The 24,779-nt window shown below is 75.9% G+C and carries 17 protein-coding genes; 16 read left to right on the forward strand and 1 reads right to left on the reverse strand.

What is annotated here, in order from left to right:
- Window positions 1-164: 164 nt before the first annotated feature.
- The 8 genes from hrcA (at window position 165) to HGCM_RS10650 (ending at window position 8,687) form a co-directional block, all read left to right on the forward strand.
- Entirely contained in the window at window positions 165-1,187 is a 1,023-nt protein-coding gene (gene hrcA, locus HGCM_RS10615) for a heat-inducible transcriptional repressor HrcA (protein ID WP_019136816.1), read from the forward strand.
- 106 nt (window positions 1,188-1,293) lie between these two features.
- Window positions 1,294-2,421: a molecular chaperone DnaJ gene (dnaJ, locus tag HGCM_RS10620; RefSeq protein WP_019136817.1), complete on the forward strand. Its 1,128-nt coding sequence runs from the start codon at window positions 1,294-1,296 to the stop codon at window positions 2,419-2,421.
- 30 nt (window positions 2,422-2,451) lie between these two features.
- Window positions 2,452-3,210, forward strand: coding sequence for a 16S rRNA (uracil(1498)-N(3))-methyltransferase (locus tag HGCM_RS10625; RefSeq protein WP_019136818.1), 759 nt, complete (start codon window positions 2,452-2,454; stop codon window positions 3,208-3,210).
- A gap of 98 nt (window positions 3,211-3,308) precedes the next feature.
- On the forward strand, window positions 3,309-4,328 hold the full coding sequence (locus HGCM_RS10630) for a PhoH family protein (protein WP_019136819.1): 1,020 nt from the start codon (window positions 3,309-3,311) through the stop codon (window positions 4,326-4,328).
- Window positions 4,329-4,332: 4 nt separating this feature from the next.
- Window positions 4,333-4,785, forward strand: a complete 453-nt coding sequence (ybeY, locus tag HGCM_RS10635) for an rRNA maturation RNase YbeY (protein WP_019136820.1) — start codon at window positions 4,333-4,335, stop codon at window positions 4,783-4,785.
- 7 nt (window positions 4,786-4,792) lie between these two features.
- Window positions 4,793-6,103 carry a hemolysin family protein gene (locus HGCM_RS18005; RefSeq protein WP_019136821.1) on the forward strand — a complete coding sequence of 437 codons (1,311 nt, stop codon included), beginning with the start codon at window positions 4,793-4,795 and terminating at the stop codon, window positions 6,101-6,103.
- Window positions 6,100-7,017, forward strand: coding sequence for a GTPase Era (era, locus tag HGCM_RS10645; RefSeq protein ID WP_019136822.1), 918 nt, complete (start codon window positions 6,100-6,102; stop codon window positions 7,015-7,017). The genes HGCM_RS18005 and era overlap by 4 nt, the downstream gene beginning before the upstream one ends.
- The gene (locus tag HGCM_RS10650) at window positions 7,017-8,687 is read left to right on the forward strand and encodes an alpha/beta hydrolase family protein (RefSeq protein WP_019136823.1); all 1,671 of its coding nucleotides are present in this window, start codon (window positions 7,017-7,019) and stop codon (window positions 8,685-8,687) included. The genes era and HGCM_RS10650 overlap by 1 nt, the downstream gene beginning before the upstream one ends.
- 31 nt (window positions 8,688-8,718) lie before the next feature.
- On the opposite strand, the gene HGCM_RS10655 is transcribed toward HGCM_RS10650, so the two are convergent.
- Window positions 8,719-9,798, reverse strand: coding sequence for a hypothetical protein (locus HGCM_RS10655; protein ID WP_147572808.1), 1,080 nt, complete (start codon window positions 9,796-9,798; stop codon window positions 8,719-8,721).
- Between the two features lie 285 nt (window positions 9,799-10,083).
- Between HGCM_RS10655 and HGCM_RS18010 the strand changes: the two genes are divergently transcribed.
- From HGCM_RS18010 to HGCM_RS18025, 8 genes are all read left to right on the forward strand, one after another.
- Window positions 10,084-10,977 (forward strand): PP2C family protein-serine/threonine phosphatase, encoded by an 894-nt coding sequence (locus HGCM_RS18010; protein WP_147572810.1) that lies wholly within the window; start codon window positions 10,084-10,086, stop codon window positions 10,975-10,977.
- Window positions 10,977-12,398, forward strand: a complete 1,422-nt coding sequence (locus HGCM_RS10665) for an FHA domain-containing protein (protein WP_019136826.1) — start codon at window positions 10,977-10,979, stop codon at window positions 12,396-12,398. The genes HGCM_RS18010 and HGCM_RS10665 overlap by 1 nt, the downstream gene beginning before the upstream one ends.
- On the forward strand, window positions 12,395-13,933 hold the full coding sequence (locus tag HGCM_RS10670; RefSeq protein ID WP_019136827.1) for a serine/threonine-protein kinase: 1,539 nt from the start codon (window positions 12,395-12,397) through the stop codon (window positions 13,931-13,933). The genes HGCM_RS10665 and HGCM_RS10670 overlap by 4 nt, the downstream gene beginning before the upstream one ends.
- 44 nt (window positions 13,934-13,977) lie before the next feature.
- A complete protein-coding gene (locus HGCM_RS18015; RefSeq protein WP_019136828.1) occupies window positions 13,978-19,965 on the forward strand; it encodes an Ig-like domain-containing protein in 5,988 nt (1,995 codons plus the stop codon).
- 40 nt (window positions 19,966-20,005) lie between these two features.
- Window positions 20,006-20,962 carry an AAA family ATPase gene (locus HGCM_RS10680; protein ID WP_019136829.1) on the forward strand — a complete coding sequence of 319 codons (957 nt, stop codon included), beginning with the start codon at window positions 20,006-20,008 and terminating at the stop codon, window positions 20,960-20,962.
- A gap of 2 nt (window positions 20,963-20,964) precedes the next feature.
- Window positions 20,965-22,119: a DUF58 domain-containing protein gene (locus tag HGCM_RS10685; protein WP_019136830.1), complete on the forward strand. Its 1,155-nt coding sequence runs from the start codon at window positions 20,965-20,967 to the stop codon at window positions 22,117-22,119.
- Window positions 22,116-24,395: a transglutaminase TgpA family protein gene (locus tag HGCM_RS18020; RefSeq protein WP_019136831.1), complete on the forward strand. Its 2,280-nt coding sequence runs from the start codon at window positions 22,116-22,118 to the stop codon at window positions 24,393-24,395. Before HGCM_RS10685 ends, HGCM_RS18020 begins: the two co-directional genes overlap by 4 nt.
- The coding region (locus tag HGCM_RS18025; protein ID WP_019136832.1) for an RDD family protein at window positions 24,392-24,779 on the forward strand (388 nt) is incomplete at its 3' end. The genes HGCM_RS18020 and HGCM_RS18025, both read left to right, overlap by 4 nt.

The following is a 24,779-nucleotide window of genomic DNA, read 5'->3' on the forward strand; positions in this document are numbered from 1 at the left end:
CGCGTCGCCCGCACCGGCTCGGCGACCCGCGCGCGGGCGCCGGCGGCGTAGGATTGGCACTCGGACCGGGGGAGTGCTATCGAGTTCCCGTGCTCGGCACCCCGGGCGAGGCGGCCCCCCGCGCGGCGCGGAGGCGGGCCGCGCGGACGAGGCAGGAGGCGACGATGGGCGACGACCGACGGCTCGACGTGCTCCGGGCCATCGTCGAGGACTACGTGGCGACGAGCGAGCCCGTGGGCTCGCGCGCCCTCGTGGAGCGGCACTCCCTGGGCGTGTCGCCCGCGACGATCCGCAACGACATGGCGGCCCTCGAGGACGCCGGCTTCATCGCGCAGCCGCACACGTCGGCCGGCCGTGTGCCGACGGACAAGGGCTACCGCGTCTTCGTCGACCAGCTGTCCACCGTCAAGCCGCTGTCGGGCGCCGAGCGGCGGGCGATCGCCGTGTTCCTCGAGAACGCGGTGGACCTCGACGACGTGGTGGACCGCGCGGTCCGGCTCATCGCCCAGCTCACCCAGCAGGTCGCCGTGGTGCAGTACCCGTCGCTGCGGCGCTCGGCGCTGCGGCACATCGAGCTCGTCCCGGTGGGCCCCCGCCAGGTCCTCGTCGTCCTCATCACCGACACCGGACGCGTCGAGCAGCGCACCGTCGAGGCCGCGGCCGAGGTGGACCCCTCGGTGGTCGCGGTGCTGCGCGCGCGCCTCAACGTGGGCGCCGCCGGACGCCGGCTCACCGAGCTGCGCACCGCGCTGGCCGATGTCGAGCAGGGGTTCGAGCCGGCCGACCGGCCGTTCGTGCGGTCGGTCGTCGAGCTGATCGAGCAGACGCTGGCGCAGGAGAGCGAGGAGCGCGTCGTGCTCGCGGGCACCGCGAACCTCGCACGCACCGGCGTCGACTTCGCGCGCTCGCTGGGCCCGGTGCTCGAGGCGCTCGAGGAGCAGGTCGTGCTGCTGCGCCTGCTGACCGAGATGGCCGAGGACCAGGCGCCCGTCGCGGTGCGCATCGGCCGGGAGACGGGCCACGACGGCCTCGTCGAGACGAGCTTCGTCACGACGGGGTACGGCGACGAGAGCGGCTCGTCCGTCGCCCGCATCGGCGCCATCGGCCCCCTGCGCATGGACTACCCGGGCACGATGTCGGCCGTCCGGGCGGTCGCCCGCTACCTGACCCGGATCCTGGCCGGGTGAGGCGCGCCCGCGGGGCGTCCGGCGCGAGCGCCGGCACCACGGCCCACCGCCTCCCGACCACGTGCCTCCAGCCCGACCGACCTCACGCACTGCGGAAGCGAGACCTGTGAGCGACTACTACGAGGTGCTCGGCGTGCCGCGCGACGCGACGCCCGAGCAGATCAAGAAGGCGTACCGGAAGCTGGCGCGCGAGCACCACCCGGACGTGGCGGGCGCCGACCCGGCCGCCGAGGAGCGGTTCAAGGACGTCTCGCGCGCGTACGAGGTGCTGGGCAACCCGGACAAGCGCCGGGCGTACGACCTCGGCGCCGACCCCTCGTCGCCCGGCGGCGGCGCGGGCGGCGGCTTCGGCTTCCAGGACATCTTCGAGACGTTCTTCGGCGCGGCCGCCGGCGCGAGCGCGGCGCGCGGCCCCATCCCGCGGGCGCGCCGCGGGCAGGACGCCCTCGTCCGGATCGACCTCGACCTCGCCGACGTCACGTTCGGCACGCACCGCGAGGTGCCGGTCGACACGGCCGTCGTGTGCCCGACGTGCTCCGGCTCGTGCTGCCGCCCGGGCACGTCCCCGCGCACGTGCGAGGTCTGCGGCGGGCGCGGCAACGTGCAGCGCGTCGCCCGCTCGTTCCTCGGCCAGGTGATGACGACGCAGCCGTGCCCCGCGTGCCACGGGTTCGGCACCGTCATCCCCGAGCCGTGCCCGGACTGCTCCGGCGAGGGGCGCGTCCGCTCGCGGCGCACCCTGCAGGTCGACGTGCCCGCGGGCGTCGACACGGGGACGCGCATCAAGCTGACCGGCCAGGGCGAGGTCGGCCCGGCCGGCGGTCCGCCCGGTGACGTGTACCTGGAGGTCCGCGAGCGCCGGCACCCGACCTTCGTGCGCGAGGGCGACGACCTGCACGCCACCCTCGAGGTGCCGATGACGGCCGCGGCGCTGGGCACCGTGCTCACGCTCGACACGCTCGACGGCCCGCAGGAGGTCGACCTGCGCCCCGGCACCCAGCCCGCGCAGGTGGTGACGCTCAAGGGGCTCGGCGTCGGGCACCTGCACGTGGGCGGGCGCGGCGACCTGCACGTGCACGTGGACGTCACGGTGCCCACGGCGCTCGACGACGAGCAGGCGGAGCTGCTGCGCCGCCTCGCCTCCCTGCGCGGCGAGGAGCGCCCCGACGCGCGGCTGGGCGCCTCGCACGGCGGCGTCTTCGGCAAGCTCCGCGACAAGCTCGCGGGGCGCTGACGCGGTGACGGCGACGGTCGGGGCGGGCGCGTGAGCGCGCCCGTGTTCCTCGCCGAGCCCGGCACGCTCGGGTCCGTCGACGCCGGCGGGACGTACCTGCTCGACGGCACCGAGGGGCGGCACGCCGGCGTGGTCCAGCGGCGCAGCCCGGGCGAGCGCGTGGACGTCGTGGACGGCGCCGGCGTCCGGCTGGTCTCGACCGTCCGGGCCGTCACGGCCGACGGCGTGCTGCTCGACGTCGTCGAGCGGCTCGTCGAGCCCGAGCCCGCCGTACCGCTGGTCCTGGTGCAGGCGCTGGCCAAGGGCGACCGGGACGAGCTCGCGATCGAGGCGGCGACCGAGGTCGGCGTCGACGTGGTCGTGCCCTGGCAGGCCGACAGGTCCATCGTCGTGTGGCGCGGGGACCGGGCGGCCAAGAGCCGCGCGCGGTGGCTCGGCACGGTGCGCGCCGCCGCCAAGCAGTCGCGCCGCGCGCGCGTGCCCCTCGTCGAGACGTCGGTGGACACGGCCGGGCTCGCGCGCCGGGTGGGCGACGTCGTCGCCGCGGGCGGGGCGGCGCTCGTCCTGCACGAGCAGGCGAGCCGGCCGATCGCCGAGGTGGGCCTGCCCGCGGCGGGTCCGTGCCTCGTCGTCGTCGGGCCCGAGGGCGGCATCTCCGACGCCGAGCTGGACCGGCTCGTCGCGGCGGGCGCCGTGGCGGTGCGCCTGGGCCCGCACGTCCTGCGGACGTCGACGGCCGGGCCGGTGGCGCTCGGGCTGCTCGCGCAGCGGCTCGGGCGCTGGCAATGAGGTCGGGCCGCGTCGGAGGGCGTCGGTAGACTGAGCACGCGGGCCGGGCGAACGCGCCCGCACGACGACACGAAGGAGCTACGGCGAACGCCGAGCACATGGCCGAGTCCAGCACCGCACCCTCCGCGGGCCGCCCGTCCGGGGCAGGCACCTCGCACGCGCGGGTCGAGCACCGCATCTCCGTCCCGGACGACGTGCGCATGGTCGAGCTCCTCGGCCTCCGTGACGAGGTCCTGCGCGCCATCGAGGACGGCTTCACGACCGTCGACGTGCACGTGCGCGGCAACGAGTTCCGGCTCGCCGGGCCGGCCGGCGACGTCGCTCTCGTCACGCGGCTGATCGACGAGCTCATCGAGGTCGCGTCCGCCGGCACCGCCCTGACCCCCGACGTGGTGCGCCGCTCCGTCGCGATGCTCACGTCCGCCGGGTCGTCCGCGCGGCCGGCCGACGTGCTGACCTTCAACATCCTGTCCGGGCGCGGCCGCACGATCCGGCCGAAGACGGCCGGCCAGAAGGAGTACGTCGACGCGATCGACCGGCACACCGTCACGTTCGGCATCGGACCCGCGGGCACCGGCAAGACGTACCTGGCGATGGCGAAGGCGGTGCAGGCCCTGCAGGACCGCACCGTGAACCGGATCGTCCTCACCCGCCCGGCCGTCGAGGCCGGCGAGCGGCTGGGCTTCCTGCCCGGCACGCTCGCCGACAAGATCGACCCCTACCTGCGGCCGCTGTACGACGCGCTGCACGACATGGTGGACCCGGAGTCGATCCCGCGGCTGATGGAGGCCGGCACCGTCGAGGTGGCGCCGCTCGCCTACATGCGCGGCCGCACCCTGAACGACTCGTTCATCATCCTCGACGAGGCGCAGAACACGTCGGTCGAGCAGATGAAGATGTTCCTCACGCGCCTGGGCTTCGGCTCCAAGGTGGTCGTCACCGGCGACGTCACGCAGGTCGACCTGCCCTCGGGCACGACCTCGGGCCTGCGGGTGGTCGAGCAGATCCTCGCGGGCGTCGACGACGTCGAGTTCTGCCGGCTCAGCTCGGCGGACGTGGTCCGGCACCGGCTCGTGAGCGACATCATCGACGCGTACGCGCGCTGGGACAGGAGCTGACCCGTTGAGCATCGAGGTCAACAACGAGTCGGGGTACGAGGCGGACGAGGCGGAGTTCGCCGCGCTCGCCCGCTACGTGCTGGACGAGATGCACGTGCACCCGCAGACGGACCTGTCGATCCTGCTCGTGGAGCCGGACGTGATGACCGAGCTGCACGTCCGGTGGATGGACGAGCCCGGGCCGACCGACGTCCTGTCGTTCCCCATGGACGAGCTGCGTCCCGGGCGCGACGGCGAGGTCACGCCGGCCGGCCTGCTCGGCGACGTGGTGCTGTGCCCGGAGGTGGCCGCCCGGCAGGCCGTCGCCGCGGGACACTCCACGGCCGAGGAGCTGCTGCTCCTGACCACCCACGGCATCCTGCACCTGCTCGGCTACGACCACGCCGAGCCGGAGGAGGAGAAGGAGATGTTCGCCCTGCAGCGGCGGCTGCTCCTCACCTTCCTCGCCGGCAGGTGAGGACCCGGTGACCGAGGTGCCCGTCCCGCTGCTCGTCGTGGTGGCGCTCGTCGCCATCGTGGCGGCCGCCGCGCTGTCGGCCGGCGAGGTCGCCGTGCTCCGCGTTCCCCGCGCCGCGGCAGCCGAGCTGGCCGCTGCGCGGCACGCATCCGCCGACCGGGTCCGCCGGCTCGTCGAGCACCCGGCGCACGTCGCCGCCGCGGCGTCGTTCGTCCGCCTGCTCGCCGAGATGGTGGCGACGGTGTGCATCGTCCTGGTCGTCGGCGCCGGGAGCCTGCCGTGGTGGGGCGTGCTGCTGGTCTCGGTCGCCGTGTGCGGCGTCGTCGCCTTCCTGCTCGTGCGGGTCAGCCCGCGCACGCTGGGCCGCCGCCGCCCCGTCCAGACCCTGTCGCTGCTGTCCGGCCCCCTGCTGGCCGTGACGGCCCTGGCCGGCGGCGTCGGGCGCACGTCGCGGGCCGGTGCCGGCAGCACGAGCGACGAGGACGAGGACGAGCTGCGCGACATGGTCGCGCGCGTGAGCGAGTCCGACGCCATCGAGGACGACGAGCGCGAGATGTTCCGCTCCGTCTTCGAGCTCGGCGACACCCTGACGCGCGAGGTCATGGTGCCGCGCACCGACATGGTGACGACGCACGCCGACACGCCCGCCCGCAAGGTCCTGGCGCTGCTGCTGCGCTCCGGCTACTCCCGCGTGCCCGTGGTCGGCGACAGCGTGGACGAGCTGCTCGGCGTCGTGTACCTCAAGGACCTCGTCGCGCGCCTGCGCCTGGAGCCGGGGGAGCGGGAGCCGCTCGAGGCCGTGCTCGCGGCGCCCGCGTCGGCACTCGCGCGCCCGGCGGTGTTCGTCCCCGAGTCCAAGCCCGTGGACGACCTGCTGCGCGAGCTCCAGGCCGGCGCCTCGCACATCGCGATCGTCGTCGACGAGTACGGCGGCGTGGCCGGCCTCGTGACGATCGAGGACGCGATCGAGGAGCTGGTCGGGGAGCTGACCGACGAGCACGACCCGAGCGCGCCCGTCGTCGAGGACCTCGGCGACGGCCGGTACCGCGTCCCCGCGCGCTTCTCGCGCGACGAGCTCGGCGAGCTGTTCGGGCTCGAGGTCGACGACGAGGACGTGGACAGCGCCGGCGGGCTGCTGGCGAAGGCCCTGGGCAAGGTGCCCCTGCCGGGCTCGGCCGGCGAGATCCACGGCCTGCGCCTCGTCGCCGACTCGGTCGAGGGCCGCCGCCGGCGGCTGTCGACCCTCGTCGTCAGCCGCGTCGAGGCCGACGAGCCCGCCGACGACACCCGGACCACCACGCACGGAGCCGCCCGATGACCGCCCACCGTTCCGGCTTCGCCTGCTTCGTCGGCCGCCCCAACGCCGGCAAGTCCACGCTGACCAACGCGCTCGTCGGCCAGAAGGTCGCGATCACGTCGGGGCGTCCCCAGACCACCCGGCACACCGTGCGCGGCATCGTGCACCGTGAGGACGCGCAGCTGGTGCTCGTCGACACGCCCGGGCTGCACCGCCCGCGGACGCTGCTCGGCGAGCGCCTCAACGACCTCGTCAAGGACACGCTCACCGAGGTCGACGTGGTGGGCTTCTGCCTGCCGGCCGACCAGAAGATCGGGCCGGGGGACCGGTTCATCGCCGAGCAGCTGCGCGAGCTCGCGCGCGACGGGCGCGGCACCCCGGTCGTCGCGGTCGTGACGAAGACGGACCTCGTGCCGAAGGGCCGGCTCGCGGAGCAGCTGCTCGCGGTGGACGGCCTCGGCGAGTGGGCGGACATCGTGCCGGTGTCGGCCGACGCGGGCTACCAGGTCGACGTGCTCGCGGACGTGCTCGTCTCGCACCTGCCCGAGGGGCCCGCGCTGTACCCGGAGGGCGAGCTCACCGACGAGCCGGAGAGCGTCATGGTCGCCGAGCTCGTGCGCGAGGCGGCGCTCGAGGGCGTGCGCGACGAGCTCCCGCACTCGCTCGCGGTCGTGGTCGAGGAGATCGTCCCGCGCGAGCCCGTGCGGCCCGACGCCCCGCCGATGCTCGACGTGCGCGTCCACCTGTTCGTCGAGCGGGACAGCCAGAAGGCCATCGTCATCGGCAAGGGCGGGGCGCGGCTGCGCGAGGTCGGCGTGGCCGCCCGGCGCGGCATCGAGGCGCTCCTCGGCGCCCGCGTGTACCTGGACCTGCACGTCAAGGTGGCCAAGGACTGGCAGCGCGACCCGAAGCAGCTCGGCCGGCTGGGGTTCTAGTGGCCGCACCCAGGACGCCGGGCACCGACCGGACGAGCGACGCGCTGGACGACCCGCAGCAGGTCGTCGAGGCGGGCGGGCCGGACGCGCACGCCGAGCGGCCGCGGCCGCGGCGCCGGCTCACCCAGGTCGTCGCCCACCGCACGCAGCGGCTGGTCGAGCGGCCCTACGGCGTCGTCGCCAGCACCGCGCTCGGCGTCGTCGTCCTGGCCATGATCGGCGCCGTGCTGGGCCCCGCGTGGGACCCGGCGCCGATGAGCGACCCGCTCCTGTCGACCTCGCCGTCGACCGCCATCACGGGCGCGCCGCGGCTGGGCGACTACGAGGTGCGTCAGCGCGTCGTCGAGGTGCCGCTCGACGGCGCCACCGTGCAGGCGCAGATCACCGAGCCCGTGGGCGCCGGGCGGTCGCTGCCCGCCGTCGTCTTCGTGCACGGCGCCGGGACGGGCAAGTTCTCGCGGGCCTTCGTCGCGCAGGCGCGCTCGTTCGCGTCGCACGGCATCGTGACGATCGTCCCCGACAAGCGGCTCGACACGTACACGACGAGCCACCGGGACTACGTCGCGATGGCCGCCGACTACGAGCGCTCCGTCGAGCTGGCGCGCACCCTGCCCGCGGTCGACCCGGACCGCGTGGGCATCTACGCGGAGAGCGAGGGCGGCTGGATCGCACCCGTCATGGCCGCCGAGGACCAGCGCCTCGCGTTCGTCGTGCTCGTCTCCGCGCCGGTGGTCCCGCCCCGCGAGCAGGCCGCGTTCGCGGTCGACTCCTACCTGCGCAACACCGGCGTGCCCCGCGGGGTGTTCCGCGCGATCCCGCGCGCGGTCGGCGCGCTGCCGGGCGGCGGGTTCGAGTACGCGGACTTCGACGTCACGCCCTACCAGCGGCGCATGCGCCAGCCCGTCCTCGTCGTCTACGGCACCGGCGACTCGTCCATGCCGACGGTCCAGGGTGCGGAGCAGGTGCTGCGCGACACGGCGGTCGCGGGCGGCGCGGGCACCACCGTGCGGTACTACGAGGGCGCGAACCACGGCATCCGGGTGCACGGGGACGTGCTGCCGGAGTTCCTGCGCGACGTGTCCGGCTGGGTCCTCGGCCTGCCGGGCACGGCCGGCGCCGAGCCGGTCATCGCCGGCGCGCAGCCCCACCAGACCTACCTCGCGCAGCCGGTCCCGATGCCGCGCTGGCTCAGCGACGGCGTCGTCATGATCCTCGGGATCGTCGTGGCGAGCGGCCTGGTCGTGGTGGCGGGCCTGGCTGTGGCGGTGGGGCGGCTGGGCGAGCTGCTGCGGCGTCGGAGGTCCGCGGCGACGACGCCCGCGCGGCGCTTCGCCCCCGGCACCGCGCTCGGGCTCGCGGGCCTGGGGGCGGGATCGATCCTCACGGTCGTCGCGCTGGCGTGGTACCTCGTGTCGATCGGCCGGCTCGCCCTCGACTACCAGCGCAACGACGTGATCGTCACCGGGGGCTGGCTGCTCGTGCGGGCCGTCGGCATCGCCGTGGTCGTGGTGGGCGTGCTCCTGGTGCAGCGCGTGCGCTCGGTGCACCTCGACGGCGGCGTCGTGGCGCCCGGCGTGCTGCGCTCGGTCGCGATGTGGACCGTCGTCGTCTGCTCCAGCCTGCTGCTGGTCGTGCTCGCCTACTGGGGCGTGTACCAGCTCGGCATCTAGGCCGAGCGGGTCCGGAGCCGCGCCGCGCGGCTCACAGGTCGGAGGCGCGGACGACGAAGGTCGCGGAGCGCGCCGCCGCGGTGTAGGCGGAGGCGGGCATGACGGCGTAGACGCGCCCGGTGAAGACCGCCGACGTGCGGTAGGAGAAGCGCCCGTTGCGGTCGAGCCGGACCGTCGCGACGTGCCGGTACGAGCGAGCCCCCTCCGCCCGGTAGTAGAGGCGCACCGGCAGCCCGGCCGTGTCCCCGAGCGGTGCGGCGTAGCCGTCCACGGTGCGCTTGCCGGACCGTGCCCTGCTGCCCTCGACGTGCGTGATCGTCGGCACCGGTGTCGTGCGGACCTTGAGGAGGGCCGCGGCCCGCGCCGATGGCCCCCCGCTGACCGCGACGGTCACGGTGGCGCGCCACTTGCCGACGGCGGGCCAGGCCGAGCAGGTCGGGAAGGTGAGGGTGTTCGCCCCGTTCACGGGACGGGCGAGGGAGGTCCCGTACGACGTGGACCCGCGGGTGAGGCGCGCCGACAGCGTCTGCGTCCCCGACCCGTCGAGGCCGGCGACCTTCACGGTCCAGCGGACCGACGAGCACCGTGTCGCGTTCTTGGTGAGCGTGGTGGCGGAGGCCGTCACGCGCGGGACCTCGGCGGCGCGGACCGTGCCGGACCGGGTGGCGCTCGACACGAGCGCGTACGTCGTGGAGCGCCCGACCGTCGTGGCCTGGAGCACGCTCGCCGTCAGGGTCCACGACGAGCCGACCGGCATGTCGGCGCGGGCGACCGCCCACGGCGTGCGCCCCGCCCACCGCTTCTGCCCGGCGCTCAGCGCGACCTCGCCCAGCCCGTGGGCCGTGACGCGGGATGTCGTGAGCTCCAGGCGCAGGACCTGGTGGGCGCTCACGCCGGACAGGCTCACCTCGATCGGCAGGCCCGCGTACGGGCTCTGCTGCTGGCGGAGCGTCGAGGTGACGACCGCGACCGTGGCGCCCGGTGCCGCGGCGGCCGGCACCGGCGGCGCGAGCGCGGCGGCGACGACGAGCGCGAGGAGGCCGACCAGCGTGCGCGGGCGCCGGGCGGTGCGCGGCGGCCGGCGGGCCGGGCCCGCGTCGGTACGTCTCATGGCGGCTCCCGGGCGCGCGTCGGTCGGCTGTGCGTCCCCCTGCCGGAACCGGAACGCCACTCTAGGAGCCGCTCGTCCGCCGCCGTCAGCACCCTTCGGGTGACAGCGGGCCGCCGGGGCGTCCCGTCCGGGTGACGGGACGCCCGCCGCGGGCCCGATCCGCACCCGGCGGCCCGGCACGCGGGCGGGATGTGGGGATCTGCGCTCAGGTGAGGCACCATGAGCGCCGAAGTAGGACGGGGACCGAGGGGTCCTCGACAGGACCGACGGACAGGGGAGCGCGTCGTGCGGACGTCATGGGGGTCGGCCACCGACCGCGGGCGTGTGCGCGACGTCAACGAGGACGCCCTCCTGGCGTACCCGCCGGTGTTCCTCGTCGCCGACGGCATGGGCGGGCACGACGCGGGCGACCTCGCGAGCCGGATCGCCGTCGAGGAGTTCGCGCAGCTGGCGGGGATGCGCACCGCCACCGCCGACGACGTGCACGCGTGCTTCGAGCGCACCGCCACGCGCATCCGGGCGGAGTTCACCGGCGGGCGGCAGGGCGGGACGACGGTCTCGGGCGTCGCCGTCACCGAGCACGACGGCGGCATGTACTGGCTCGTCTTCAACCTCGGCGACTCGCGGGTGTACCGCTGGGCGGACGGCGACCTGCACCAGGTCAGCGTCGACCACTCCGTCGTCCAGGAGCTCATCGAGGCCGGCCGGCTCGACCCCGCCGACGCGGAGCGCCACCCCGAGCGGCACGTGCTCACCCGCGCCCTCGGCACGGGCGGCGAGCCCGAGCCGGACTACTGGCTGCTGCCGGCCGCGGTCGGCGAGCGGCTGCTCATCTGCACCGACGGCCTCACGCGCGAGCTCACCGTGGACCAGCTGGCGGAGGTGCTCGCGGGCACCTCCGACGCCCAGGACGCGGCGTCGGAGCTCGTCGAGCGCGCCGTCGCGCACGGCGCGCGGGACAACGTCAGCGCGGTCGTCGTCGACGTCGCGACCGCCGGCGCCCGCGACGACGTGCACATCACGGTGCCCCGGGGCGGCGAGCTCACGCCGCACCTGTGGGACGAGATGCTCAACGGTGCCACCGTGCCGCGCGCGCGCCGCTCCGGCGAGGACGAGGCGGCGGGCCGCCGGCACCGACGGGCCGAGGCCGAGCGGCCCGCGCCGCGAGAGGAGTGGTGATGGGGGTCCCGCAGTACACCTCCGGCACGTGGACCGGCGTCGTGACGCCCGGTCTCGTCGCCGTCGTCGGGCCCGAGGCCGCGCCCGACGTCGTGCTGAGCCTCTGGGAGGCCGGCGCGGACGGCGTGGTCGGTGCGCTCGGGGTCCTCGTCCGCGACGGCTTCCGTGGCCTGCCCCCGTTCGCGCTCGTGTCGGTCGCGGCACGGCGGGTCCACCTCGCGGTGCGCGGGCCGGTCGAGGTCATCGTCGAGACCGCCTCCGGGACCGAGGTCGTGCGCTCCGGCGAGGTGAGCACGTGGTCCGAGCGCGTCGTGGACGACGCGGACGCGTTCGCGGTGCGCGTCGTCGGCGCGACGCCGGGCGACGAGGCGACGTGGTGGCCGGTCGCCGACGGCGTCGTGCCCGTCGACGTCGTGCAGATGTCGCTGCTCCAGGACGACGAGGCGGGCCTGGACAGCGGAGCCCTGCCGCTCGCCGCCGCGCCCGGCGGCCGCACGGGTGCCGGGGCCGCGCCCGTCCTCGCGCTCGTGCCCGCGTACGACGCGGCGCCCGAGGACGAGGTGGTCGAGCCCGAGCACGAGGTGCCGGACCTGCTGGACGAGCCCGTCCACCCGGACGGCGCACCGGGGCCCCCGGAGCCCGCGCCGGTGCCGGCGGACGCGCCGTCCGCCACGGACGAGCGCGAGGCCGCCGCGGAGGCGGTCCCGCCGGGGCACGACGAGGCGCCCGAGCTCGTGCCGCTGGTCCCGGACGACGACGAGGTGGACGTCCCGGCGGAACCCGCCGCGCCCGCGGCGGTCGACGAGGAGCCGGCGCCGGTGAGCCCGTGGGCCGTCGCCCCGGAGCCGCGCGAGGAGCACGCCACGCCGAGCTGGGCGCCGCCCGCTCACGCGGTGCTGCCCGAGGAGCCGGCGTCCGCGCCTCGAGGGACGCCCGTGGTCACCGTCGAGGGCGCGTCGCCCGACGACCACGACGGGCTCACCGTGCTCTCGTCGGAGCTGGCTGCCATCCGCGAGCAGCTGCCGACCTGGACGGCCGACCCCGTGCCCGGGCCGTTCGCGATGCCCACCCAGCGCCGCCGCCCGCCGCAGATCGTGCTCTCCACGGGTCTCGTCGTCGAGGTGGACCGCCCGGTGCTGCTCGGCCGTGCGCCGCAGGTCGAGCGGGTGGCCAACCGCGAGCTGCCCCGGCTCGTGACGGTGCCCAGCCCGCAGCAGGACATCTCGCGCACGCACGCCGAGGTGCGGGTCGAGGGTGAGCAGGTCCTGGTGACCGACCTCGACTCGACGAACGGCGTGTTCGTCACGCGCGCCAGCTCGGGTGCGCGCCGGCTGCGGCCGGGCGAGCCGAGCGCCGTCGACCCCGACGAGGTCGTGGACCTCGGCGACGGGGTGACGTTCACGGTGGAGCGGGGGTCGTGACCGCACGCCGAGAACCGTCCACCCCGCCCCGGCTGCCCGGGTACGACCACGTCCAGCTCCTGGGCCTCGGTGGCTTCGCCGACGTCTTCCTCTACGAGCAGCACCTCCCGCGGCGCCTGGTCGCGGTCAAGGTGCTGCTCGCGGGGCATCTCGACGACGACCTGCGGTACGCGTTCCAGACCGAGGCCGACCTCATGGCCCAGCTGTCGCACCACCCGTCGATCGTCACGATCTACCACGCCGACATCGCGCCGGACGGCCGGCCGTACCTGGTCATGGAGTACTGCGCGCGGCCCGGCCTCGCGGAGCGGTACCGGCAGGAGCGGATCTCGGTCGCGGAGGCGCTGCGGGTCGGCGTGCGGCTCGCCTCGGCGGTCGAGACCGCGCACCGCGCGGGCATCCTGCACCGCGACATCAAGCCCGCGAACGTCCTCACCACCGACTTCGGGTGGCCGGCGCTCACCGACTTCGGCATCGCCGCGACGATCGGGCACGGCTCGCACGCGACCGTCGGCATGTCGATCCCGTGGTCGCCCCCCGAGGCGCTGGGCGAGCACCCGCGCGCCGACGAGCGGTCCGACGTCTACTCCCTCGTCGCGACGGTCTACTCGGTGCTGGCGGGACGCACGCCGTTCGAGGTGCCCGGCGGCGACAACAGCGCCGCACAGCTCGTGGCCCGCATCGAGCGGTCCCCGCTGCCGCCCACCGGTCGCGACGACGTCCCGCGCGGGCTGCAGGAGCTCTTCGAGCGCGGGATGGCGAAGGTGCCCGCCCGGCGCCCGGCGAGCGCCCTCGAGGTCGCGCTCGCGTTCCAGCGCGTCGAGGCGGACCTCCGGCTGCCCGTCACGCCGCTGGAGCTCGCGCACGACCCGAACGCCGCGGCCCCCGCGCCGCCCGCCCGCTCGACGGAGTACGAGGACGCCACCCGCGTCCGGCCGGTGATCTCGATCGCGCCCGAGGCGCCCGAGGTGCCCGCACCCCGACCGGCACCGGCCCCGGACCCGGTCGCCGCGGCGCCGGCCCCGGCGACGGCGGGCCCGGTCGACGAGGACGCGGTCGGCCTGGTGGTCGCGCCGGAGCGGCCGGCGGAGGCCGGCGACCCGGAGCAGCCGCGCGGCAGCCGCCGGTCGGGCACCGTCGCGGCGGTCGTCGCCGGCGTCGTCGTGCTGGGCGCCGTCGCCGGGGTCACGGCGGCCGCGCTCGGCCAGCGTGAGGAGCAGCCGGGGCCCGGCGACGAGTTCTCGGTCGCGCCCACGCTCGTCGAGGCCGTGCCCGCTCCGCGCGCGCTCACGGGCGAGCGCCAGGCCGACGGCTCGGTGGTCTTCTCGTGGGACAACCCCGACCCGCAGGCGGGCGACCAGTACGAGTGGGCGCTGCGACGCGCGAGCGGCGTGCAGGAGCCGACGCTCGTCGCGACGACGACCGTCACCGTGCCCGCGGCCGACGCGGGGGACGGCGAGGTCTGCGTCGAGGTCTCGATCGTCCGGGCGGACCGGCGGCTGTCGACCTCCCCGGCGCAGGGGTGCGCGTCGTGAGGTGGTGGTCCGGGCGCCGGCAGCGCGTTACGACCACGGCCGCGGTGGTCGCCGTCCCCGCGCTCGTCGCGACCCTCGCGCTGATCAACCCCGGCTTCCCGCTCGCGCGCGTCGACCTCAACGACGGCGCCGTGTGGCTCACCGCGACGCAGACGCACAAGCTCGGCCGCTACAACCCCGCGGTGGAGGAGCTGAACGCCGGCCTGGTGACCGAGGGCGGCGACTTCGACGTGCTCCAGGACGCCTCCGACGTGCTGCTCGTCGAGCCGTCCGCGGTCTCGGTCGTCGACCCCGCCACCGTCGCCCTGACGACCAGCGTGCCGGCCCCCGGCACGGACGTCTCCATGGCCGCGGGCACCGTGGCGTTCGCGGACGCGGACGGCGGCGTCTGGGTCCGCGGGTTCACCCAGCTCGACGGCCTGCGCGTGGGAGACGACCCGCCCGACGCGACGGTCGGGCCCGGCGGCGCCGCGGTGGTGGCCCGCAGCGGCGTCGCGTTCGCGGTCGGGACGGACGGCGCGGTGACGCGTGTGGACGTGTCGACGGGTGCCCCGCGGGCGTCGTCCGACGGCTCGGTCGGCGCCGGGCCCGTCGAGCAGCTGACGACGGTCGGCGACGAGCCCGTCGTGCTGGCCGGCAGCACCCTGCGGACCCGGAACGGCACGGTCGAGCTCCCCGGCGACGACCTCGTGCTGCAGCAGCCGGGCCCCTCGTCGTCGCGCGTGCTGGTGGCGAGCCGCACCGCCCTCATGGAGGTGCCGCTCTCGGGCGGCAGCCGGGTGGACCACGAGACGCGCGGCGACGGCCGCCCGGCTGCCCCGGTCCAGGTGGGCACGTGCGCGCACGGCGCCTGGGCGTCGCCCACCGGCTCGTACGCGCGGCTGTGCGACGGCGCCGCCCCGGTCGTGCAGGACCTGGCGGGGATGACGACGCAGGACGCCCTCGTCTTCCGCGTCAACCGCTCCGTCGTCGCGCTGAACGACACGCTCCAGGGGCGCCTGTGGCTGCCGCAGCAGGACACCGAGCTGCGCGTGCCGAACTGGGACGACATCCAGCCCGAGGAGGAGCCGACCGAGGAGCCCGAGGAGTCCGACACCCAGGACACCACGCAGGACCTCGTGGCCGAGTGCGGCGAGTCGTCGGCACCGCCCACGGCCGCCGACGACGCGTACGGCGTGCGGCCCGGCCGCACGACGATCCTGCCGGTCATCGACAACGACTCGACGTCGGACTGCGGCATCCTCGTCGTCTCCCAGTTCGACCCGCTGCCGGAGGACTTCGGCACGGTCGAGCCGATCTACGGCGGCCGCGCGCTGCAGGTGCGCGTGCAGCCCGGGGCCAGCGGCTCGGCGACCTTCACGTACACGATCAACGACGGCCGGGGGACGAGCGCGCCCTCCACCGCCACCGTGACGCTGACGGCCCGCGACGGCGAGGGCGGACCCCCGCAGCAGGTGCGCACGGGGTCGTTCAAGGTCGAGCAGCAGGGCCAGGCCCGCTACGACGTCCTGGCGGACTTCCAGGACCCCGACGGAGACGACCTCCTGCTCGTGGGCGCCACCGCGGACCCGAAGGCCGGCACGGTGCGGTTCCGCCAGGACGGCCAGCTGACGTTCCGCGCCGACGGCACGGAGCTCGGCCGCACCACGGTGGAGGTCACGGTCTCGGACGGCACGCACGAGACGACGGGCGAGGTCGACGTCGAGGTGCGCCCCGCGGGGTCGCTGCCGCCGCAGATCGACCCGGTGCACGCGGTCACGTACGCCGACCAGCCCGTCACGCTGGAGCCGCTGGGCGCGGTGCGGTCGAGCTCGACCGAGCCGCCCCGGCTCGCGTCCGTCTCCGACGTCGTCGGAGGCGTGGTGGAGGCCGACCTGCAGGGCGGGAGCTTCACGTTCGCGGCGCCGCGCCCGGGCGTCTACTACGTCTCGTTCGTCGTGACGGTCGCGCCCCAGCAGGCGACCGGCCTCGCCCGCATCGACGTCCTGCCGTGGCCCGACCAGGTCCAGCCGCCGGTCGCCGTGCGCGACCAGGCGTTCCTGCCGTCGGGCGGGGAGGTGACGGTCGACCCGCTCGCCAACGACTCCGACCCGGCCGGGTCCGTGCTCGTGCTCCAGCAGGTCGAGCAGCCCGCGGGCGCGGGGCTCAAGATCGCGGTGCTCGAGCACCGGCTCGTGCAGCTCTCGGCGACCCGCACGCTCGAGGGACCGGTCGTCCTCACGTACACCGTCTCCAACGGCGCGGCGTCCGCCGAGGGGCAGATCATCGTGCAGCCGGTGCCGCCGTCGTCGTCGTCGCAGCCGCCCGTCGTGCCGAACGTCGAGGCGAGCGTACGCACGGGCGGGGTCGTGACAATCCCCGTGCTCGACTCCGCGTACGACCCCGACGGCGGGCGCGTCGAGCTGCGACCCGCACTGGTCGAGGGCCTGGCGGCGGGGGACGGGCTGATGTTCGTCTCCGGCGACGTGCTCCGGTACCAGGCGCCGAACCGGCCGCTGACGGCGCGCGCGACCTTCGCCGTCGTCGACGAGACGGGGAACGAGACCGCCGCGACGGTGACGATCCGCGTGCACGAGTCCGACGCGTCGACCAAGGAGCCGCCGCGGCCCAAGGACCTCACGGCGCGCGTGTTCGCCGGTGAGACCGTGCGCATCTCCGTGCCCCTGGTCGGGATCGACCCCGACGGCGACGGCGTGACGCTGCTGGGCGAGGCGCGCTCCGGCACCAAGGGCTTCGTCTCCGCCAAGGGCCCCGACTGGCTCGAGTACCGCACGCTGCCCGGCGCGCTCGGCACCGACGAGTTCACGTACGCGGTGGAGGACTGGACCGGCCAGCGCGCCGTCGCGACCGTGCGGGTCGGCATCAGCCCGCGCCCCACCGAGGCCGCGACCGTCGTCGCGCGCGACGACCAGGTGACGGTGCGCCCGAACCAGACCGTCGAGGTCCGCGTCCTCGCGAACGACGTCGACTCCGCCGGCGACACGCTGCACCTGCTCGACGAGCTGACGGTCCCCGAGGGCGTCGAGGCGCGCGTCGAGGACCGGCGCATCCGCGTCGTCGCGCCGGCGCAGGCCGGCACCTTCCAGATCGTCTACACGGCCGCCAACGACCGCGGCGGCAGCGACACCGGCGTCCTGGCGGTCACCGTCGACCCGCAGGCGCCGGTGCTGCCCCCGGTCGCGCGCGACGTCGTCGTGCCGGCCGCGGACACCCTGGGCCTCACCGAGGTGTCGGTCGACGTGCTCGCGGTCGCCCAGAACCCGAGCGGTCCGACGAGCGACCTGCGGATCGAGATCCCGCGCTCCGTGCAGGACGTCGCGCGCGTCGGTCCGGACGGCCGCACGGTGGTCGTCACGCTCGTCGACCACGCCCAGACGCTGCCGTACCTGCTGTTCAACGAGACGGAGACGACGGCCCGCTCGTACGCCTTCATCTCGGTGCCCGCGCTCGGCTTCTTCCCGCCGACGCCGCGGCGCAACGCCCCGGCGCTGTCCGTCGCCTCGGGCGAGACGCTCGAGATCCCGCTGGACGAGCAGGTGCAGGTGGCCCCCGGGCGCAGCCCGAGCGTCGCGGACCCCCTGGCGGTGAGCGCGACGAAGGCCGCGCCGGGCAGCGCGCTCGTCAAGAACCCGACCACCCTGACCTACACGGCGGAGGACGGGTACGCGGGGCCCGCGTCGATCACGGTGCCGGTCACCGACGCGCAGGCCGCGGGCGACGCGACCGCGCGCACGGCCGTCATCACGCTGCAGATCGAGGTGTACGCGCTCGACGACCACCCGCCGACGTTCACGCCGTCGTCGATCGACGTGGGCCAGGGCGACGCCCCCATCACCGTCGACCTGCGCTCGTTCACGCAGGGCCCCACCGGCCAGACGGGCGCCGAGCGGTACTCCTACCAGGTGTCGTCCGCCGTGCCGGCCGGCTTCGTGGCGACCGTCTCCGACGGCAGCCTGCTGACCGTCTCCGCCGAGCGCACGGCGCCCAAGGGCACCGTCGGGCAGCTCGGCCTGCGGCTCGGCTACGGCCGCGCCGGCTCCATGGACGTCGTCGTGCCCCTGCGGGTGATCGCGAGCAAGCAGCCCACCGCGCGCGTGCTGGACCGGCGGGTCGACGACGCCGCCGAGGGCCGGCCGGTCACCGTGGACGTCCTGCGCGACGCGAGCAACCCGTTCCCCTCCGACCCGCTGCGCGTCGTCGGCGCCGTCGTCGAGACGCCCGGCTCCGGCACCGCGTCGGCGACGTCGAGCTCGGTCACCGTGACGCCGGCGGACGGCTTCATCGGCCAGATGGTCGTGCGCTTCCTCGTCCGGGACGTCACCAACGACCCCGACCGCCAGGTGGAGGGGCGCATCACCCTGACGGTCCGCGGCGTGCCGGACGCGCCCGCAGCGCCGCGCGTGGGCGAGGTGCGCGACCGCACCGTCGTGCTGAGCTGGGACGCGCCGGAGAACCGTGGCGCCCGCATCGACCGCTACCGCGTGACCTCGACGCCCGGCGGCGCCGTGCGCGAGTGCCTGTCGACCACCTGCACGATCGACGGTCTGACGAACGACACCGAGTACGCGTTCACCGTGGCGGCGCACAACGCCGTCGGCTGGTCGGACCCGAGCCCTGCCTCCGCGAAGGCGCGGCCCGACGCGGTCCCCGAGGCCCCCGGCGGCATCGCCTTCGAGGGCTTCGGCGACGGCCAGCTCACGTGGTCGTGGGCGGCCGCGGCGTCGACGGGTTCGCCCGTGACGTCGTACACGGTCGAGATCACGCCGGCGCCGGCGTCCGGACCGTCGACCGTCACCGAGACGACGACGCGGCACACGTTCAACGGCCTGGTCAACGGCACGTACTACTCGATCCGCGTGCGCGCGCACAACCGCGCCGAGGCGCCGAGCAGCTGGTCGGCCTCGTCCTCGCAGGAGTCGCCCGCCGCGCCGCCGGACGCGCCCGAGCCGACCGCCGAGCGCAAGTCGGTGCCGGGCTCCGGCTCCGCGAGCATCGCGGTGAGCTGGAAGCGCCCCGCGACCCACGGCGCCGACATCGCCGAGTACGAGGTGAGCGTCGACGGCCGCACCGGGGTGTGCGTCATGGCCGACGAGACCAGCTGCAACGTCGCGAACGCCGAGCGCGGCAAGCGCTACGAGATCGCCGTGCGGGCCCGCAACAAGGCCGGCTGGTCGCCCTGGGGCCGCACGGTGGGCGAGGTGTACAGCCCGCCGTCCGTGCCCACGTCCCTGACCGCGTCGCAGCCGCCGGGCGACGTCGAGCCGGGCGCGGGCGTCGTCGAGTTCACCTGGCGCGAGCCCGCGTCCAGCGGGGGCGCGGGGATCGGCGTGACGTACGAGGTCGACGGCTGCACGCGCGTGAGCACGTACGTGTGCCGCGCGACGGGGCTCGACGACGGCGCCCAGCCGTCGGCCCGCGTGCGCGCCGTGAACGACCGCGGGCTCGCGAGCGACTGGGCGTCGTTCCCCTCGGTGACGGTGGTGACCCGTCCGACGGTCGCCGTGCGCGTGAGCGCCGGCGCCCAGGTGGACACCGTGGCGATCGACGTGACGACCGGCGGGACCGGCTCGATGACGTACCGCATCTCCGAGCGCGGCGGTGGCTCGACCGGGTGGGTGACGGGTGCCGTGCCGAGCACCTACACCGCGACGGACAGGGTGACCGTGGAGGTGCGCGTGACGAACGAGCGCGGTACCGCGAGCGCGTCCGACTCCGCGTCGCCACGACCGCCGAGCGCCCCGGAGCGTCCGACGGTCAGCGCGGCCACCGCCGACCCCGGCAGCCTGGCGTTCACGTTCGGCGCCCCGCCGGACGTCAACGACGGCCGCTACCCGATCACGGGGTACTCGTGGGAGATCCTCGACGGCGGCCGGCGGGTCGCGCGCGACGACGTCGCGCCCGGCGCCGAGGGGACCGTCATCTCCTGGACCCCGAACGGCAACCCGCAGAGCTCGTACACCGTGCGCGTCCGCGCCGAGAACGTCGCCGGGCCGGGCGCGTGGGCCGAGCTCGAGGTCGAGGTCACCCCGTGACGCCCCCCGCCTTCCGCCGCAACCCCCAGGAGAGGACCCCATGACCCCGGAGCAGAGCGCCTGGTTCGCCGAGACGTTCGAGGCGCTGTCCACCAACGTCGGCCTCGCGCTGCTCGGCAAGGAGCGCGCGATCCGGCTGGCGTGGACCGCGATGATCGCCGAGGGCCACCTGCTCCTCGAGGACGCGCCGGGCACGGGCAAGACCTCGCTCGCCAAGGCGCTGGCGGCGACCGTCCAGGGCAGCCACCACCGGATCCAGTTCACGCCGGACCTGCTGCCGTCGGACGTGACGGGCGTGACGATCTACGACCAGAGCACGCACCGCTTCGAGTTCCACCCGGGGCCGATCTTCGCGTCCGTCGTCCTCGCCGACGAGATCAACCGCGCCTCGCCGAAGACCCAGGCGGCGCTGCTCGAGGTCATGGAGGAGGGCAACGTCACGGTCGACGGCGTGAGCCACCCGGTGGGCCGCCCGTTCATGGTCATCGCGACGCAGAACCCCATCGAGCAGGCGGGCACCTACCGGCTGCCGGAGGCGCAGCTCGACCGGTTCCTCATCAAGACCTCCCTCGGCTACCCGGACCGCGCGTCGGCGGTGGAGATCCTCGCGGGCGCGAAGGACCGGACCGCGAACCTCACGCCCCGCATCACGACGCAGGCGGTCGGCACGATGTCGGACCTCGCGCAGACGGTGCACGTGGAGCCGTCGGTCCTCGACTACGTCGCCCGGCTGACGGAGGCCACGCGTGAGGACGGCCAGACGTCGCTCGGCGCGAGCGTGCGCGGCGGGCTCGCCCTGGTGCGCTGCGCCAAGGTGTGGGCGGCGGCCGCCGGCCGCGAGTACGTGCTCCCGGACGACGTGAAGGACCTCGCGACGGAGGTGCTCGCGCACCGCCTGGTGCTCGACGTCGAGGCCGAGTTCGCGGGCGTCACGTCGGTGGAGGTGCTGGACCGCATCGTCGACACGGTGCAGCCGCCGAGCCTGCGCGGGGTCTGAGCGTGCGCGTGTCACCGCTCGGCTGGGGGGTCGCGGTCGCCGCGGTCCTCGGCCTCGGCGTGGGCTGGTGGCTCGGCTGGGTCGAGCTCGCGGTGCTGGGCGCGGCGTGCGCGGCCGCGCTCCTCGTCGCGCTGCTCATGACGGTCGGGCGTGCCCGGTACGGCGTGACCCTGGACCTCGCGGACCGGCGCGTGAAGATCGGGCAGCGAGCCTTCGGCCGCATCGAGGTGCGGAACACCGCGCGCCGCCGGTCGCTGCCGTCACGGGTGGAGCTGCCGGTCGGCCCGCGCGTCGCCGAGCTGGGCGTGCCGGGCCTCGCGCCGGGTGCTTCGCACGACGAGCTGTTCGCCGTCCCCACGGCACGGCGCTCGGTCGTCGTGGTCGGGCCCGTGCGCTCGGTGCGCGGCGACCCGTTCGGCCTCGCGCGCCGCAGCGTGCGCTGGACGCGCCCGGTCGAGCTGTTCGTGCACCCGCTGCTCGTCGGGCTGCGCGGCGCGGACGCGGGGCTGCTGCGCGACCTCGAGGGGCAGTCGACGCGCGAGCTGTCGGACTCCGACCTGTCGTTCCACGCGCTGCGCGACTACGTCGCGGGTGACGACCGCCGCACCATCCACTGGCGCACCACGGCACGCCGGGGGACGCTCATGGTCAAGCAGTTCGAGGACACGAAGAAGACCCGCACGGCGCTCGCGCTGGCGACGGACCCGCGCGACTACGTCGACCCGGACGGGACCGACGGCGAGTTCGAGCTCGCGGTGAGCGTCGTCGCCTCGATCGGCGTGCAGACGCTGCGCGACCAGCGCGACCTCACCGTCCTGGCGGGCCCGGGCCGGCTGCGCGTCGAGACGCCGCCGCTCCTGCTCGACGACTGCTCGACGCTGACGACGGACGCGGCCGGTGCGGGCGTGGCGCTGCTGGGCCGTCGCGTCGCGCGCGAGGCGGACGACGCGTCCGTGGCGATCCTCGTGACGGGGTCGGTGCCCGACGACTCCGAGCTGCGCCTGGGCGCGCGCTACGTCCCCCCGGGCACCCGCACGGTCGTCATCCGCTGCCGGCGCGGCGCCGAGGTGGCCGTCCGCACGCAGGGGCCGCTCACGCTCGCGACGCTCGGCGAGCTCGACGACCTCCCACGCCTCCTGCGCCGGGCGGTCTCGTGATCGGCGTCCGCACCCCTGGCCGGGCGCTCGTCGACGTGCTCTGCCTCGTCGGCACGCTCGCGCTCGCGCTCGTGCCGCTGCTCGAGGTGTACGGCGGCCTGGTGGCCCTGCCCGCGATCGCGGGCGGCCTGCTGCTCGGCACCGCGGCCGGCGTGGTGGGCGCGTGGCGGCGGTGGACGGCGCTCGGCACGGTCGCGGTGCTCGTCGTCGCGTTCCTCCTCGCCGGCGGCGCGCTGGCGGCCCCGACGACCACGGTCGCGGGCGTGGTCCCCACGCTCGAGACGCTCGAGACGCTGGCGACCGGGACCGTGACCTCGTGGAAGTACGCGCTCACCCTGCAGCCGCCGGTGGGCGCGGGCGGCGGGGTGCTCGTCGCCCCGCTGCTCCTCGCGCTCGTCGGCTCCGCGGCGGCCACGAGCACCGCGCTGCGCGTACGGCGCGGCTCGGTGGCCGGGCTCGCGACCGTCGCCCCGGTCCTCGTGACGGTCGGCGCGATCGTCCTGGGGCTGCGGTTCCCGACGGTCCCGCCGCTGGTGACCGGGCTCGTCCTGGTGGGCGTGCTCCTGCCGTGGGCGTCGTGGCGGGCCGGGACGCTGCGGCTGCGCCGCGTGCTGGCGGTGACCGTCATGGGCGCCGTGGTGGGCGCCGCGGGCGCGTTCGCGGGACCGGCGGTCGCGGGCCAGCACGAGCGCTTCGTCGTCCGCGACGAGATCGTGCCCCCGTTCGACCCGCGCGACTACCCGAGCCCGCTGGCCGCCTACCGCGCGTTCGTCAAGAAGTACGAGGACACGACGCTGTTCACGGTGGAGGGCCTGCCGGACGACGGCCGCGTGCGGCTCGCGACCCTCGACCGCTACGACGGCACGGTCTGGAACGTCTCCGGAGCGGGCGCTCAGAGCTCGGGGGAGTTCCGCCGGGTCGGGCGCACGATCGAGCAGCCGGCCCGCGGCGAGGAGGCGCGGGTGCGCGTCCAGGTGCAGGGGCTGTCGGGCGTGTGGCTGCCCACGGTGGGCGAGGCCCGCTCGATCACCCTGGCGCCGCGCGACCAGGCGGACCTGCGCTACAACGACGCGACGGGCGCCGCGGTGCTCACCCGCGGGGTGCGCCCGGGCCTGACGTACACGCTCGACGCCGTGGTCCCGCGCGTCCCGGACGACGACGACATCGGCACCGCGCCCGCCGCCGACGTGACCCAGCCGGACCTCGCGGGCGTGCCCGACGTCGTCGCGGTGACCGCCGCGGACGTCGCCCGGGACGCCGGGCAGCCGGTCGAGGTCGCCCGCGCCCTGGCGGACTGGCTCTCCCAGGAGGGCTTCTTCAGCGACGGCCTGGAGGAGGGCGGCGTGTCGTCCTCGCTCTCGGGCCACGGCGCGAGCCGGATGATCACGCTGCTCAGCGGCGACCTCATGGTCGGGGACTCGGAGCAGTACGCGTCCGCGATGGCCCTCATGGCGCGCGAGATGGCCCTGCCGGCGCGGGTCGTCATGGGGTTCGTGCCCGAGCGCCCGGCGGGTGAGGACGACGGGCCCGTGGAGGTCCACGGCTCGGACGTGCGTGCGTGGGTCGAGGTGGCCTTCGCGGGGTACGGCTGGGTGCCGTTCGACCCGACGCCCCCGCCGGAGCAGACGCCGGACGAGCAGGACAGCGAGAAGCCCACCGACCCGGAGCCGCAGGTCGTCCAGCCCCCGCCGCCGCCGGAGGGCGCCGTGACGCCGCCCGACGAGGACACCGAGCAGCCGAGCACGGACGAGCCGCAGGACGACGACGGCGCGAGCCGCGTGTGGCTGCTGGTCGCCCGGGTCGTCGGCATCGCCGCCATCCCGCTGCTCGTCCTCGCCGCCCCGTTCGTCGTCGTCGGCGTGCTCAAGGCGCGCCGGCGTCGCCGCCGGCGCCGCCAGCCGGACCCGGTCCGCCGCGTGGCGGGCGGCTGGGACGAGGTCGTCGACGCGGCCCGGGACCTGCACCGCTCGCCGCTGGGGGCGGGCACGCGCACCGAGGGCGCGCACGAGCTCGCGTCGGCGTTCGCGCAGGCGCCCGCCGCACCGCAGCTGCGGGCGAGCGTCGCGACGCTCGCCCGGGCCGCCGACCGCGCCGTCTTCGCCGGCGGCACGCCGTCGCCCGACGAGATCGACGACTACTGGGCGGACGTCGCGTCCGCCGTGGACTCGATGACCCGCAGCGTCCCGTGGCGCCGACGGTGGCGCGCCCGGCTGTCCACCCTGTCCCTGCGGTCGCGCCGGCGGCCGTCGACCGACCGTCCCTGGGAGCGCGCATGAGCGGCCGAGCCCGTTCCGCCCGTCCGTCGTCCGGAGCCCGGCCCGCGCCCCTGGACCGCCGGCTGCTGTCCGGGCTGGTCGACGCGGCGCTCCTCGCCGTCCCCCTGGCGGCCGGCTGGTGGGGCTGGACGACGGGCCGCGAGCCCGTCGTCTGGGCGGCGGCGGGGGTGCTGGGCGCCCTGGTGGTCACCCAGTGGCTCGCGCACGCGCTGGCCGGTGCGACGGCGGGCCGGGCTCTGGCGCGCCTGCGGACCGTCGACGCCGCGGACCTGCGACCGATCGGCCCCGGGCGCGTGCTCGGGCGGCTCCTCGTGGTGCTCGCCGGGAGCCTCGCCGCGGGTGTCGGCGCGCTCGTCGTGCTGGCGTCGCCCGCGTTCGACCGCT

The sequence above is a fragment of the Cellulomonas massiliensis JC225 genome (assembly GCF_000312005.1).
Lineage (GTDB): Bacteria > Actinomycetota > Actinomycetes > Actinomycetales > Cellulomonadaceae > Cellulomonas > Cellulomonas massiliensis.

Excerpts from the sequence above, each read along its gene's own strand:
- hrcA (WP_019136816.1), top strand. The coding sequence starts at position 165 with ATGGGCGACGACCGACGGCTCGACGTGCTCCGGGCCATCGTCGAGGAC.
- HGCM_RS10630 (WP_019136819.1), top strand. The coding sequence starts at position 3,309 with ATGGCCGAGTCCAGCACCGCACCCTCCGCGGGCCGCCCGTCCGGGGCA.
- HGCM_RS10680 (WP_019136829.1), top strand. The coding sequence starts at position 20,006 with ATGACCCCGGAGCAGAGCGCCTGGTTCGCCGAGACGTTCGAGGCGCTG.
- era (WP_019136822.1), top strand. The coding sequence starts at position 6,100 with ATGACCGCCCACCGTTCCGGCTTCGCCTGCTTCGTCGGCCGCCCCAAC.
- HGCM_RS10665 (WP_019136826.1), top strand. The coding sequence starts at position 10,977 with ATGGGGGTCCCGCAGTACACCTCCGGCACGTGGACCGGCGTCGTGACG.
- HGCM_RS10655 (WP_147572808.1), bottom strand. The coding sequence starts at position 9,798 with ATGAGACGTACCGACGCGGGCCCGGCCCGCCGGCCGCCGCGCACCGCC.